Raw genomic sequence first — 12,552 nt, forward strand, 5'->3', positions numbered from 1 at the left:
TCCCGAGGAGACATCAATGACGACATTCACCGCCTGGAAGTTCGAGACCCTCGAGGGTGCCGAGACGGCGACCGGGATCCTGCGCGAGGCCGCGGAGGAGGGTCTGATCAAGATCGAGGACTACGCGGTCGTCGAGTGGGCTCCCGGCGAGGACCGGCCCAAGATCAAGTACGAGCACCGTGACGACTGGCGCGCCACGGGCTGGGGAGCGCTGCTCGGCGCCCTTGCCGGCGTGCTGTTCTTCCTGCCGTTGATCGGCGCTGCGGCGGGCGCAGCGATCGGTCTGCTCGTGAAGAAGATGGACGACGCCGGGATCAGCAAGGAGCAGCTCGACCGCATCGGCAAGGAGGTCGTCCCCGGCACCTCCGCGCTCTTCGTCGTCAACACCGAGACGGACCGCGACCGCCTCGCCGAGCGCTTCCACGGTCTGAACGGCACGCTCATCGCGAGCAACCTCGTCTCGGTCGACGAGGACACAGTCCGCAGCGCGTTCGAGGGCTGACGACGCCACAGATGAGGGCGTTTCGTCTCGGTCGTTGAGCGCCCTTCGTCTCGCTTCGCTCGCTCAGGATCCGCGACGAAGGAGCGAGACGAAACGCTCTCAGGCGTCAGACCAGCCCGCACCGGTGCGCGATGATGACCGCCTGGATGCGGTCGCGCGCTTCGAGCTTGGCGAGAACTCGGCCGACGTGCGTCTTCACGGTCGACTCGCTCAGGTAGAGCTGCTCCGCGATCTCGGTGTTGGTGAGACCCTGCGCGATCGCGAGGAACACCTCCCGTTCGCGCTCGGTCAGCTCTGCGGTCGGGTCCGGGCCGGACGCCGTCGGAGCCGGCTGCGCGGACAGCTGATCGAGGAAGGCACGCGTGGCGCGCGGCGCCAGCACCGCGTCGCCGCGGGCCACCGCGCGCACGGCCGCGACCAGTTCCTGGCGCTGGGCGTCCTTGAGCAGGAAGCCGCTCGCGCCGGCGCGGATGGCGCCGAAGGCGTACTCGTCCAGGTCGAAGGTGGTCAGCACCAGTACTCGGATGCCGGGATGCTCGCGCACGATGCTCTCGGTGGCCGCGATGCCGTCCGTGCCTGGCATCCGCACGTCCATCAGGACGACGTCGGGCGCGAGCGCGGCGGCCTGCCGCACGGCGACGGCGCCGTCGCCGGCCTCGCCGACGATCTCGATGTCGTCCTCCGCCTCGAGCACCATGCGGAAGCCGACGCGGATGAGTGCCTGATCGTCGACGAGCAGCACGCGGATGGGGTCGGTCATGAGGCATCCTCCGCCTGGGTCGCTGAGCTCGCCGAGGGGCGCGGCAGTTCCGCGCGCAGCACCCATCGTCCCCCGCCGACGGCACCGGAGCGGAACGACCCGCCCAGGTGCGCGGCGCGTTCGGCGAGTCCGCGCAACCCGAAGCCGGGATCATCCGTGCCGGTCGTCGCCCCGTCGTTGACGATCTCGATCATCAGCGGGTCTGCGGCGTAGTCGATCCTCACCTCGATGGCGGTCGTCTTCGGCGCATGCCGCATGGCGTTGGTCAGGCCCTCCTGCACGATGCGGCCGACTGCGAAGGCGACGGCGGGCGGCAGTTCGGGGGAACCCTTGGTGACCAGCGAGACGGTGAACCCGGCGCTGCGCGCAGCGGCCACGGGCTCGGCCGGGTCGATCGGCGCCGCCGGCTCCAGCGGCGCATCGCCGGCACGCAGTACGCCGAGCATCGAGCGCATCTCCGCGAGGGCACTGCGAGCCGTGTGCGCGGCCGCGAGCGAGGCGTCCCTCGCGCGGTCCGGATCGCCGGTCGCGGCGGCCCCCTCCGAGAGTGCCACCACGACGGTGAGCGAGTGCGAGACGATGTCGTGCATCTCGCGGGCGATGCGCTCGCGCTCGGCCGCCGCCGCGAGCTGCGCATGCTGGTCGCGCTCGATGTAGAGCTGCCGCGATCGGGCGAGCACCGCCTCGATGTAGCGCTTGCGGTTGCCGACGTTCACGCCGATGAGCGCCCCGATCAGGCCGAGCACGACCTCGCCGAGAACGGCGTTGATCGAGGTGGCCCACGTGATCGCGCCGGTCAGCGAGAGCAGCACGGCGAGCAGCGTGAGCGCGCCGATCCCGATGCCGAGCGCCGTCCAGCATGCTCGCGCCGAGCGGTACACGGCGAGCGTGTACGCGGTGACCGCGATCAGGAACGAGGCGACCGGCTCGGTGAGCAGCATGTAGAGCGCAGCCACCACGATCGATGCGATGAACACGGCCATCGGCCAGCGGCGCCGCCACACCAACAGCACGCAGGTGGCGATCATCGCGAACACCGCCGGAGTCCACGCCACGGCCGCAGTCACTTGATTGCCGTCGATCGACGAAGTCGATCCGTAGGTGGCCGCCTGCGCGAGCGCCGGGAGCAAGCAGAACAGCGCGATGAGGATGTCGGCGAAGAGCGGATGCCGGGCCCAGAAGCGCCGGATCACACCGGGAGGGCGCGGAAGACGCAGGTCGCCGTCCTGGGGGACGGCGACCTGCGATGCTTGTGGCTTCGGCACGCGGCCGACTCTACGCGTCGCGGACGCGGAGCACAGCCCAGGCCACGAGCTGCCCGACGAGCGCCCAGCCGATCAGGGTGATCAGCGCGACGGGCCACTCGAGGCCCCAGTCGGTCTGCGGAGTGATCAGGTTCTGCGAGGCGGGCATGGGCAGGTACGCACCGAGATCCTGGATCCACTGCCAGCCCTCGCCCGCCATCTGGAACATGCTCACCACGATCGGCAGCACGAACAGCAGGCCGACGGTCGAGGCGATCGCACCTGCGCCGCTGCGCAGGATGAAGCCGAAAGACACCCCGATGAGGGCGAACACCGCCATCGAGAACCACGCCGCCAGCAGCGGATACCAGGTCTCGGGAGCATCCGTCCAGAGGATCGGCTTATCGTTCGCCTCGACGATCGGCGTGACCGCGAGTGCTGCCACCAGCTGCATGACGGCGGTCGACACGAAGATCAGTGCAGCCAGCACCGCGGCCTTCGCGGCGAGCACGGCGCCGCGAACCGGGACTGCGGTGAGCGTGGAACGGATCATGCCGGTGGAGTACTCGCCGGTGACGGCGATCGCCCCGAGGATACCGGCGAGCAGCATGGTGAACTGCACCGACGAGACGACCGCCTGGATGCCGTCGACCTCTGCCGCGCTGGCAAGCATGATCGAGATGCCGATCGTGAGCAGCGCGGTGATACCGATCGACCACCACGTGGAGCGCACTGTGGCGAGCTTGATCCACTCGCTGCGCAGCGCGCGGCCGAAGGAGAGCCGGTAGGCCGACGTCTCGGTGTGCGTGCGCCGGGCCGGCGCGGTCTGGACGCTCATGCGATGTCCTTGCTCTTGTACTCGACCGCGTCGCCGGTGAGCGCCATGTAGGCCTCTTCGAGCGATCCGGAGGTCGGGGTGAGTTCGTGCAGCGGGATGCGGTGCTCGGCGGCGAGGTCGCCGATGCGGGAAGCCGGAACGCCGACGACGTCGAACGTCTCAGCTCCGGTGCTGATGATCTCCGTTGCGGGACCCGCGACCACGGCCGCGAGGTCGGCCGCGCGCGGCGTGCGTACGCGCACGGTGGTGCTGGTCCAGGCGCGGACGAGGTCGTCGAGCGGAGCGTCCGCCAGCACCTTGCCGCGACCGAGCACGATGACGTGGTCGGCGGTCTGCGCCATCTCGCTCATGAGGTGGCTGGACAGCAGCACGGTGCGCCCCTCGGATGCCGCGTGGCGGACGAACTGTCGCACCCAGCGCACGCCCTCGGGGTCGAGGCCGTTCACGGGTTCGTCGAGGATGAGCGTGTGCGGGTCGCCGAGCAGAGCCGCGGCGATGCCAAGGCGCTGGCCCATGCCGAGCGAGAACTTGCCGGCGCGCTTGTTGGCGACCGACCCGATGCCGGCGAGGTCGATGACCTCGTCGACCCGGGAGTTCGGGATGCCGTGGGTCGCTGCCATCGCGCGCAGGTGGTTGCGGGCGGTGCGGCCGGTGTGCACGGCCTTGGCGTCGAGCAGCACGCCCACCTCGGTCAGCGGTGCGGGCAGCCGGCGGTACTCCTGACCGCTGACGGTGACGCGCCCCGACGTCGGCTTGTCCAGCCCGACGATCATGCGCATCGTGGTCGACTTGCCCGCGCCGTTGGGCCCGAGGAACCCGGTGACCATCCCGGGCCGCACGGTGAACGACACGTCGTCGACGGCCTTCTTGTCTCCGAACCTCTTGCCGAGGCCTTCTGCTGTGATCATGCCTTCGACGCTATGGGCGGGGGCGGTGCGGGCGCGTCGGCCTGGCGGATGATCCTGCGGAGGGCGAGTGGTACCTGGGTGCCATGCGGGTGCCCCGCGGTTTGTTATGCTGGCCAGGCACCATCTCGGGGCTGTAGTTCAATGGCAGAACTTCTGCTTCCCAAGCAGACAGCGCGGGTTCGATTCCCGTCAGCCCCTCCACACACTTATCCCCAGGTCAGAGCGATATTTCATTGGGCGTGAGTTTGAGCCGGATGACCACCTCCGGACCCGTCCGTGCCAGCCACATGCCAGTAATGCTGTTGCGCGCCGCCTTCAGCGAGCCCTAGCGTGCATGGAGCGAGTACCGATGCGCCATCCTCCGAGCCCACCACCGCGACCGTGGGGCCTGCCGATTCTGGATGGGTCGTGCGCGTCTACGGCGCTGATATGAGCGTCCTCTCGGAGACACCGCTGGCCTGGGGCGGAGCCGCGTTCTATCAGGATGGGCTCGACGCGGTAGCGCGCGCTCATGCGATCCCGGACGACTACGTATACGAAGGCGCGCAGGCCTGGGACCGAAACGATGACGGCTCCTACTCAGCCGTACTGCACCGATCTGATCCCCGGTTCAGCGCCTGATCCGGCTTCGCGCCTCAAGCGAGTCGGGTGTTACCGTCCGCCGCGGAGGCGACGGCATGATCGGATGCGCGTCGCGTCCACCAATAGCGGCAGGTCTGCGGCCGGGACACGACCAAATCCGGCGTCGGTAGTGACCAGCGCTCCAGCACCGACATACTGCGCAGTCAGGGAGTGCGCAGCGTCGTAGGAGGCAAGCCCGTAAGCGGCCATGTGACGGGGCACGTCATCTGCAACCTCGTGCAACTCGACGCACGCGTGAGGGAGGGTGGTGAGGAGAGCGTCCCACTCGTTTCTCAGCGACTTCGCGAGCCGCCCCGCCCTACGCCTAACGCGCCCGTCATTCCTCTTCCGCGGCCATCCGGCCTTGCCGTGTTGCTCCACGACAGCGATCTTGAATGCGACCTCGGCGAACTCAATCTCCAGGAGGCGGTTGTAGTAGACCACAACTTCCTCATTCACGAGCCGGAGCATGAACGCCCTTGCGGCGGCGTGGTGATCCTCGGTACTAACGAGCGCCTGGATCACGAACGACGTGTCCAGGGCGACCTCAGACGGGATGAGGAGCGCCGGGTCCTCGAAGGAACGGACCTCTCGGACGAGCGCCGGACGTCCACGCGTGGAAGTCAAAGCCGCCTATCGGGTGGAGGCGCGGCGGCCTGAGGAGGCCGAGACGGACGTCGTCGTCTTGCTCATCGCTCGCGATGCCACCTGGACGCGCTGGCCCTTCGCGACGGTGGCCTTGACCACTCGCGACTGCTTCGCCGCTTTCCCCAGACGCTTCACCATGACTCGATGGTATCCGAGCAAAGGACGTCGGCGGTAGATCGAGAGTACCGGCCAGCGGTCACTTCCAGGCTGAGCCTGCCCTGAGGACCCGTCGCCCTCTCCGTGCTCGCGGAGCGCTCTACTGCCCCGGTACCTCCAGGCGGATCACCGCTTCGAGGCCCGCGCTCCGCAACGTCGGTCGAGCCGCGAGAGCCGGACCCGCGAGTACGTCGAGCGTGGCCGCGATGGCGACGTTCCGCTCCTCCGCGGCGTGCTGTCGTTCTTCCAGTTGTCCGGCACGCTGAAGTGGAAGGCGGGGCGGCTGCGCTGCCGCGCCTTCGGGCTCGCGGCCGCCGCAGACTCCACCGCGCTCGCACCGGACATCGCGAGTCCGCCAAGCGCGGCCGCTCCCGCGCCGGTCAAGAGGCCCCTCCGCGAGACCTGCATAGCCTGATCATTGTTCTCCGTCTTCTGCGGCATCGTCGCCGTCCTCCCTCGTTGCGTGTGGTCGCCCGAACTTCAGGCGTCCGAGTCGGGCGACGGATCGGTCTCCCTGTTCTCTTGCTCCTGCGGCAGGATCTGCCAACCGCGGAGACCCTGGATGCGAGCGCCGCCCTCGGGCATGACCCGCAGGATGTTCGCATCTGAGCGCGTTGGGCACACGCGCGTGGTCAGCGCCACCCCATCGACGAACACTTCGATCGACGAACGGTCCACGAACACGCGCACGTCGCTCGGTCCGCCGGTGCCGGGAATCGTGCCGGTGTGTGGCGCACTGTCGACGCCGTCATCCAGCGTCGACCGCGATCGGTCGACGCTCAGCGACAAGATGCCGCTGTCTCCGCGCTCCACCTGCACGAGCGCGCGCTCCGCACCGTCCGGAGTGGCCAGCAGCTCCAGCTGTATCCGCCCCGCAACGGGGATACAGGGTGCGCAGCGACCGCGCATAGGACGAGGCGTTCGTGGCGGACAGCGTTGCGGACATGGGATGTCTCCTTCTGGAACGGGTACGAATGTAGGGTTACTAGTTCGTCTACATGGGCAAGGTAGACTACTTGGTACACCTGCGCAAGCGGCGGCGACGGAATCAGGAGATCGAATGCAGCAGCAAGCCCCCACGGCCGGCGGAAAGAGGTCGGGTCCCGCGACGCGCGAACGCATCCTTCAGGCGGCGAACGAGTTGTTCTACGCAGAGGGGATCCGCGGCAGCAGCGCGGATCGCATCATCGCGCAGGTCGGCATCACGAAGGTCACCTTCTACCGTCATTTCCCCACGAAGAGCGACCTCGTCGTCGCCTACCTGCAGCAGCAGGGCGCGGCGGAGCGCGCATGGTTCGAGTCCCTGCACACCCCCGGTGACGCGGAAGGCTCGCTGCGGGCGATCGCCGCCGGAATCGGCACGGCGAGCTGCAGCCCCGGATTCCGCGGGTGCGCATTCATCAACGCCGCCGCGGAATTCTCCGATCCGGCCGATCCCGTGCGCGCGGTCGTCGAGGAGCACCGGCAGTGGATGCTGGACGAGTTCGCCGCCATCGCAGCCAAGGCCGACGTGGCCGACCCCGAGGCGACCGCACGCCAGCTGATGATCCTGCGGGACGGGGCGATGGTGAACGGCTATCTCGGCGAGCCGACCTCCGTCGCGACCTCCCTCACCGCGGCGTTCGACTCTGTGCTCGCGGCCGCGCGCGCCTGATCGGGTAGCATCCAACGGTGAATCTCACCTTCCGCCAAGACGCACGAGACGACGCTGTGCACAGCGCGGCCACGATCTGGGCGCGGGCCACCGCCCGCCGTGACGGACTCACCGAACCCGCCACGCCGGCGGACAAGATCCCCGGCATCCGCTCGGCCCTCGCCGTCGACGGCGCAAGTCTGCACATGGCGGAGCAGTGGCCGGACGGTGTCGGGTTCGCCGTGCTCGTGCCGGACGGGCGCGCGCTCGAGCTGCGCTACCTCGCCGTCGATCCGGATGCCTGGGGAACCGGCGTCGCCGGCAGCGTGCTCGACCACGTCGCAGGGCACGCCCGCGCCTCCAACTACGACGAGCTCACACTCTGGGTGCTCGAGGACAACGACCGGGCGATCTCGGTCTACGCGCGCTCCGGCTGGCAGAGCACCACCGACGTCAAGCCGCACCCCGACAGCGGGCGCACCGAGCGCCGGCTGCAGCTGACGCTGGCCTGAGACCGGCGCGGTCGCTCCGAATGTCCGCCCGCAGGGGGACGCGCACGGTCCGGCCGCGGACGAGACTGGCCGGATGCACCGCAGAAGAACACCCGATCGCCGTTGGGCCGCCTTCCTGGGCGGAGCCCTCGCCGCGAACAGCGCACCTCACCTGGTGACCGCCGCCCGGCGCCGACGAATGCTGACACCCCTCGCCGGCCCCGACTCCGGTCCCGCCGCGAATCTCGGCTGGGGCGCGATCAACCTCGCCGCCGCGTCGGCCCTGGTCGCCTTCGCAGGCAGGGCGCAGCGGCGGATGCTCCTCCCCTTCACTCTCGGCTGCGCGGCCTTCGCCGCGTGGGCACTTCTCTACGAGAAGGTCATCGCTCCCCGGGCGGCTGCATCCCGGGCATCCGACGTTAGCTCCTGACGCCCGTCCCCCGCTTGATCAGCCAGTCGAAGGCGCGGTCCGGAAGCACCCGCTTCACGAACACCAGCGGCTTCGCGCCGAATCCGATGCGGTAGCGCGTGCGCGGCCGCCGGGCCGTGGCCGCTTTCACGATCGCCTGGGCCACGACATCCGGCGATGAGGTCCTGCCGGCATCCGGCAGCGAGCTGTCGCCGAGCGTCTTGGCGACCCCCTCGGCCTGGCTGCGATACACCCCGTCACCCGAGGTCTCGAGCACCTTCTCCGCGGCGATCGCACCCCACTCCGTGCGGATCGCCCCGGGCTGGATCACCACGACCTGGATGCCGAACGGCGCAAGCTCCATGCGCATCGCGTCACTGATGGCCTCGACCGCGTACTTGCTGGCGTGGTACCAGGCGCCCAGCGGAGTCGTGAAGTTGCCGCCCATCGAGCTGACGTTGATGATCGTGCCACTGCGCTGCGCGCGCATCGGCGGCAGCACCAGCCGCGCCAAGCGGGCCAGCCCCAGCACGTTCACGTCGAGCTGCGCCTGCGCCTCCGTCAACGGGACGTCCTCCAGCGCGCCATACGACCCGTAGCCCGCGTTGTTCACGAGCACATCCACCCTGCCCTGCTCCGCGATGATCTGCGCGACGGCGTCTTGCGCGGAGGAGTCGTCGGTCACGTCGAGTGCGATCGGACGGATGCCGGCGGCCCGCAGCCCCTGCATCCGATCGACCCGCCGCGCCGCGGCGTACACCGTGAACCCGGCGTCGTGCAGCTGACGGGCGACCGCTTCGCCGATGCCGGACGATGCGCCGGTGACCAGGGCGACCTTCGAGGCCATCATGTTCTCCGTTCCGGTCGATGACTTAACGAACCGATGGTCTCCAAACTAGGCGCCTGCCGGATGCCCCGGCACGTCTACCCCGCGAGACTTGCCCTGAGCATAAATTCCCCATTTCTTGCCCCCTGAATTTGGCGAAAGTTCCCTTCAACTGCCGCCTAAAGTCGGGGCATGGCCGCTCTTCCGGACGCAGCCGCACCTACACCCCCGGTGCGCTCGGCGTACTTCGTCTCCGACAGCACGGGCATCACCGCCGAGACCCTCGGCAACGCCCTGCTGGCGAACTTCCCCGGTTTCGTGTTCCGCAAGCACACGATCCCGTTCGTCGACACGGTGGATGCCGCCACGAACGTCGCGCGGCAGATCAGGGCCGACGACGCCTCTGGTCTGGAGCCGATCGTGTTCACCACGGCGAAGAACGCCGCCGTCCGTGCGGTCGTCACCGCCGTCCCGGCCACCCACATCGACCTGCTCAGCGGCCACCTCGGCGAGCTCGAGCAGGCCCTCGGCACCACCGCGTCCGAGCAGCTCGGCCAGTTCCACATGCTCGGCGACACCACCGAGTACTTCGCCCGCATGCGGGCCGTCGAGTACGCGATCGAGCACGACGACGGGCAGAGCGCCCGCGCCCTCGATCTGGCCGACGTGATCATCGTCGCTCCGAGCCGCTGCGGCAAGACGCCGACGACGATGTACCTGGCCCTGCAGTACGGTCTGCTCGTCGCCAACTACCCGCTCACCGACGACGACTTCCCCACTGACGGCATGCCGCCGCTGATCGCGAAGTACTCCGCACGCTGCTTCGGCCTCACCACCACTCCCCTGCGCCTCAGCCAGGTGCGTCACGAGCGCCGCCCCGACTCGCGGTACTCCAGCCTCGCGCAGTGCACCACCGAGCTCCGCCGCGCCGAGAAGCTCTACGCCCGCAACCGCATCCCGTTCCTGAACTCCTCGACGAAGAGCGTCGAGGAGATGTCCGCCGTCATCCTGCAGACCCTCGGTCTCCGCCGCTGACAGACCCCGTCAGTCGCCACGAAACGAAAGAGCACCTCATGACCAACATCCTCTGGTTCGATGAGATCGGCATGGCCGACCTGCCCCAGGTCGGCGGCAAGAACGCCTCCCTCGGCGAGATGATCTCGAATCTCTCCGACCTGGGCGTGCGAGTGCCCGGCGGCTTCGCCACCACCGCCGACGCGTACCGCCGCTTCCTCGCGCACGGCGATCTGCGCGGCCGCATCCGCGACGCGATCGACGGACTCGACGTCGAAGACGTCACGAGTCTCGCGCTGGTCGGCACCGAGATCCGCACCTGGATCGCCGAGCATCCGCTGCCGGAGGACCTCGAGTCCGACATCCGCGACGCCTACGATCGTCTCGTCCAGGCGGATGCCGAGCCCGAGACCGTCACGTGGGCAGTGCGCTCCTCGGCCACGGCGGAGGATCTGCCGGACGCCTCGTTCGCGGGTCAGCAGGAGACCTTCCTCAACGTCGGCGGCATCGACAACATCATCGCCGCGATCCGCAGCGTCTACGCCTCGCTCTACAACGACCGCGCGATCGCCTACCGCGTGCACCAGGACTTCGAGCACGACGAGGTCGCCCTCTCCGCCGGCGTGCAGCGCATGGTGCGCTCCGACGTCGGGGCATCCGGCGTGATGTTCACCATCGACACCGAGTCGGGCTTCGACCAGGCCGTCTTCGTGACCAGCTCCTACGGCCTCGGCGAGGCCGTCGTGCAGGGCGCCGTGAACCCGGACGAGTTCTACGTCTCGAAGCCCGCGCTGCGCGCCGGACGCCCCGCGATCCTCAAGCGCGCGGTCGGCGAGAAGGCCATCGCCATGCGCTACACCGACTCCCGGCAGGCCGGCGCGAGCACGGCTTTCGTCGACGTGCCGGCCGACCAGCGAGTGCTGTTCTCGATCACGGATGCCGAACTCACCGAGCTCGCGCAGCACGCGCTCGTCATCGAGGAGCACTACGGCCGCCCGATGGACATCGAGTGGGGCAGGGACGGCGTCGACGGCAAACTGTACATCCTGCAGGCCCGCCCCGAGACCGTCGTGTCCCGGGCATCCGCGAACGTCATCCACCGGTTCCGCCTGCAGGAGAAGGGACCGGTCGCGGCCGAAGGCCGCGCGATCGGGCAGCGCATCGGCGCGGGCCCCGTGCGCATCCTGCGGGATGCCACGCAGATGGGCGAGTTCCAGACCGGCGACGTGCTCGTCGCCGACATGACCGATCCCGACTGGGAGCCGATCATGAAGAGGGCATCCGCCATCGTCACCAACCGCGGCGGACGCACCTGCCACGCCGCGATCATCGCCCGCGAGCTCGGCATCCCCGCCGTCGTCGGCACCGGCGACGCCACCCGCGTACTGCGCGACGGGCAGCCCGTCACCGTCTCGTGCGCCGAAGGCGACACCGGCTTCGTCTACGACGGCATCCTCCCGTTCGCCGAGGAGGAGACCGCACTGGACCGGATGCCGGAATCGCCGGTCAAGATCATGATGAACGTCGGCACGCCCGACCAGGCGTTCTCGTTCTCGAAGCTGCCGAACCGCGGTGTGGGCCTGGCCCGGTTGGAGTTCATCATCAACCGCCAGATCGGCATCCACCCTCGCGCGCTCCTCGAGCGCGACACCCTGCCCGACGACCTGCGTCGCCAGGTGGATGCCCGGATCGCCGCCTACCCGTCGCCGCGGGACTACTTCGTGCAGCGCGTCGTCGAGGGCGTCTCGATGCTCGCCGCCGCCTTCGCACCCGAGCCGGTGATCGTGCGGATGAGCGACTTCAAGTCGAACGAGTACGCCAACCTCATCGGCGGCGAGCGCTACGAGCCGCATGAGGAGAACCCGATGATCGGTTACCGCGGTGCGTCCCGCTACGTCTCGCCCGACTTCCGTGAGTGCTTCGAGATGGAGTGCGAGGCGCTGAAGTTCGTCCGAGACGAGATGGGCCTCACCAACGTGCAGGTGATGGTGCCGTTCGTGCGCACCGTCGCAGAGGGCCAGGCCGTCGTCGAGCTGCTCGCCGAGAACGGGCTGCGCCGCGGCGAGAACGGCCTGAAGGTCGTGATGATGTGCGAGGTGCCCACCAACGCACTGCTCGCCGACGAGTACCTCGAGCACTTCGACGGCTTCTCGATCGGCTCGAACGACATGACCCAGCTGACCCTCGGGCTCGACCGCGACAGCGCACTCGTCGCCGACACGTTCGACGAGCGCGACCCGGCCGTGCTCAAGCTGCTGTCGATGGCCATCGAGGCGTGCCGTCGGCACGGCAAGTACGTCGGCATCTGCGGCCAGGGGCCGAGCGACCACCCCGAGCTCGCGGAGTGGCTGGTCGAGCAGGGCATCGAGTCGGTGTCGCTGAACCCCGACACGGTCGTGGAGACCTGGCTGCGGCTGGCGAAGAAGGAGGCGGCAGGGGTCTGACGGAGGGTCGGCATGAGCACCGCGCTTGACCCTCACGCGACGTGAGGCATCACGCTGG

The 12,552-nt window shown here is 69.0% G+C and carries 14 protein-coding genes and 1 tRNA gene; 7 read left to right on the forward strand and 8 right to left on the reverse strand.

From position 1 onward, the window contains the following. Nucleotides 1-16 precede the first annotated feature (16 nt). Nucleotides 17-502, forward strand: coding sequence for a DUF1269 domain-containing protein (locus tag GON06_RS17095; RefSeq protein ID WP_157313500.1), 486 nt, complete (start codon nt 17-19; stop codon nt 500-502). Between the two features lie 106 nt (nt 503-608). On the opposite strand, the gene GON06_RS17100 is transcribed toward GON06_RS17095, so the two are convergent. Genes GON06_RS17100 through GON06_RS17115 form a run of 4 tightly spaced genes read right to left on the reverse strand, consistent with a single transcriptional unit; the run spans nt 609 to nt 4,252 of the window. After that, nucleotides 609-1,262, reverse strand: coding sequence for a response regulator (locus GON06_RS17100; protein ID WP_157313501.1), 654 nt, complete (start codon nt 1,260-1,262; stop codon nt 609-611). After that, nucleotides 1,259-2,527 carry a sensor histidine kinase gene (locus GON06_RS17105; RefSeq protein ID WP_332837668.1) on the reverse strand — a complete coding sequence of 423 codons (1,269 nt, stop codon included), beginning with the start codon at nt 2,525-2,527 and terminating at the stop codon, nt 1,259-1,261. The genes GON06_RS17100 and GON06_RS17105 overlap by 4 nt, the downstream gene beginning before the upstream one ends. A gap of 10 nt (nt 2,528-2,537) precedes the next feature. Continuing rightward, complete coding sequence (locus GON06_RS17110) at nt 2,538-3,344, reverse strand: ABC transporter permease (RefSeq protein WP_157313502.1); 807 nt, start codon at nt 3,342-3,344, stop codon at nt 2,538-2,540. Then, nucleotides 3,341-4,252: an ABC transporter ATP-binding protein gene (locus GON06_RS17115; protein WP_157313503.1), complete on the reverse strand. Its 912-nt coding sequence runs from the start codon at nt 4,250-4,252 to the stop codon at nt 3,341-3,343. Before GON06_RS17115 ends, GON06_RS17110 begins: the two co-directional genes overlap by 4 nt. A 127-nt stretch (nt 4,253-4,379) precedes the next feature. Between GON06_RS17115 and GON06_RS17120 the strand changes: the two genes are divergently transcribed. After that, nucleotides 4,380-4,453: transfer RNA gene (locus GON06_RS17120), tRNA-Gly, on the forward strand. Between the two features lie 450 nt (nt 4,454-4,903). Here GON06_RS17120 and GON06_RS17125 read toward each other — a convergent pair. The 3 genes from GON06_RS17125 to GON06_RS17135 form a co-directional block, all read right to left on the reverse strand. After that, nucleotides 4,904-5,500: a type II toxin-antitoxin system VapC family toxin gene (locus GON06_RS17125; RefSeq protein WP_157313504.1), complete on the reverse strand. Its 597-nt coding sequence runs from the start codon at nt 5,498-5,500 to the stop codon at nt 4,904-4,906. 6 nt (nt 5,501-5,506) lie between these two features. Continuing rightward, on the reverse strand, nt 5,507-5,659 hold the full coding sequence (locus GON06_RS17130) for a hypothetical protein (protein ID WP_157313505.1): 153 nt from the start codon (nt 5,657-5,659) through the stop codon (nt 5,507-5,509). A gap of 498 nt (nt 5,660-6,157) precedes the next feature. Then, nucleotides 6,158-6,799 (reverse strand): GH32 C-terminal domain-containing protein, encoded by a 642-nt coding sequence (locus GON06_RS17135; RefSeq protein WP_332837669.1) that lies wholly within the window; start codon nt 6,797-6,799, stop codon nt 6,158-6,160. Here GON06_RS17135 and GON06_RS17140 point away from each other — a divergent pair. The 3 genes from GON06_RS17140 (at nt 6,738) to GON06_RS17150 (ending at nt 8,231) form a co-directional block, all read left to right on the forward strand. Then, nucleotides 6,738-7,331: a TetR/AcrR family transcriptional regulator gene (locus GON06_RS17140; protein WP_157313507.1), complete on the forward strand. Its 594-nt coding sequence runs from the start codon at nt 6,738-6,740 to the stop codon at nt 7,329-7,331. The genes GON06_RS17135 and GON06_RS17140 overlap by 62 nt on opposite strands. A 17-nt stretch (nt 7,332-7,348) precedes the next feature. Then, nucleotides 7,349-7,822: a GNAT family N-acetyltransferase gene (locus GON06_RS19130; protein ID WP_157313508.1), complete on the forward strand. Its 474-nt coding sequence runs from the start codon at nt 7,349-7,351 to the stop codon at nt 7,820-7,822. A 73-nt stretch (nt 7,823-7,895) separates the two neighbouring features. Further along, nucleotides 7,896-8,231: a hypothetical protein gene (locus GON06_RS17150; RefSeq protein WP_157313509.1), complete on the forward strand. Its 336-nt coding sequence runs from the start codon at nt 7,896-7,898 to the stop codon at nt 8,229-8,231. Here GON06_RS17150 and GON06_RS17155 read toward each other — a convergent pair. Continuing rightward, nucleotides 8,221-9,057, reverse strand: coding sequence for an oxidoreductase (locus tag GON06_RS17155; RefSeq protein ID WP_157313510.1), 837 nt, complete (start codon nt 9,055-9,057; stop codon nt 8,221-8,223). The genes GON06_RS17150 and GON06_RS17155 overlap by 11 nt on opposite strands. A gap of 171 nt (nt 9,058-9,228) precedes the next feature. Between GON06_RS17155 and GON06_RS17160 the strand changes: the two genes are divergently transcribed. Both GON06_RS17160 and ppsA read left to right on the forward strand, forming a co-directional pair. Next, nucleotides 9,229-10,071: a pyruvate, water dikinase regulatory protein gene (locus GON06_RS17160; protein WP_157313511.1), complete on the forward strand. Its 843-nt coding sequence runs from the start codon at nt 9,229-9,231 to the stop codon at nt 10,069-10,071. 38 nt (nt 10,072-10,109) lie between these two features. Beyond that, on the forward strand, nt 10,110-12,494 hold the full coding sequence (ppsA, locus tag GON06_RS17165) for a phosphoenolpyruvate synthase (protein WP_157313512.1): 2,385 nt from the start codon (nt 10,110-10,112) through the stop codon (nt 12,492-12,494). Nucleotides 12,495-12,552: the final 58 nt, after the last annotated feature.

Origin of the sequence: Microbacterium sp. MAH-37 (assembly GCF_009758255.1) — a bacterium.
Classification (GTDB): Bacteria; Actinomycetota; Actinomycetes; order Actinomycetales; family Microbacteriaceae; genus Microbacterium.

Coding starts and splice junctions, on each gene's coding strand:
- GON06_RS17155 (WP_157313510.1), bottom strand. CDS start 9,057: ATGGCCTCGAAGGTCGCCCTGGTCACCGGCGCATCGTCCGGCATCGGC.
- GON06_RS17100 (WP_157313501.1), bottom strand. CDS start 1,262: ATGACCGACCCCATCCGCGTGCTGCTCGTCGACGATCAGGCACTCATC.
- GON06_RS17115 (WP_157313503.1), bottom strand. CDS start 4,252: ATGATCACAGCAGAAGGCCTCGGCAAGAGGTTCGGAGACAAGAAGGCC.
- ppsA (WP_157313512.1), top strand. CDS start 10,110: ATGACCAACATCCTCTGGTTCGATGAGATCGGCATGGCCGACCTGCCC.
- GON06_RS17140 (WP_157313507.1), top strand. CDS start 6,738: ATGCAGCAGCAAGCCCCCACGGCCGGCGGAAAGAGGTCGGGTCCCGCG.
- GON06_RS17110 (WP_157313502.1), bottom strand. CDS start 3,344: ATGAGCGTCCAGACCGCGCCGGCCCGGCGCACGCACACCGAGACGTCG.
- GON06_RS17160 (WP_157313511.1), top strand. CDS start 9,229: ATGGCCGCTCTTCCGGACGCAGCCGCACCTACACCCCCGGTGCGCTCG.
- GON06_RS17150 (WP_157313509.1), top strand. CDS start 7,896: ATGCACCGCAGAAGAACACCCGATCGCCGTTGGGCCGCCTTCCTGGGC.
- GON06_RS17095 (WP_157313500.1), top strand. CDS start 17: ATGACGACATTCACCGCCTGGAAGTTCGAGACCCTCGAGGGTGCCGAG.
- GON06_RS17135 (WP_332837669.1), bottom strand. CDS start 6,799: ATGCGTTCGCGCGTCGCGGGACCCGACCTCTTTCCGCCGGCCGTGGGG.
- GON06_RS17130 (WP_157313505.1), bottom strand. CDS start 5,659: ATGGTGAAGCGTCTGGGGAAAGCGGCGAAGCAGTCGCGAGTGGTCAAG.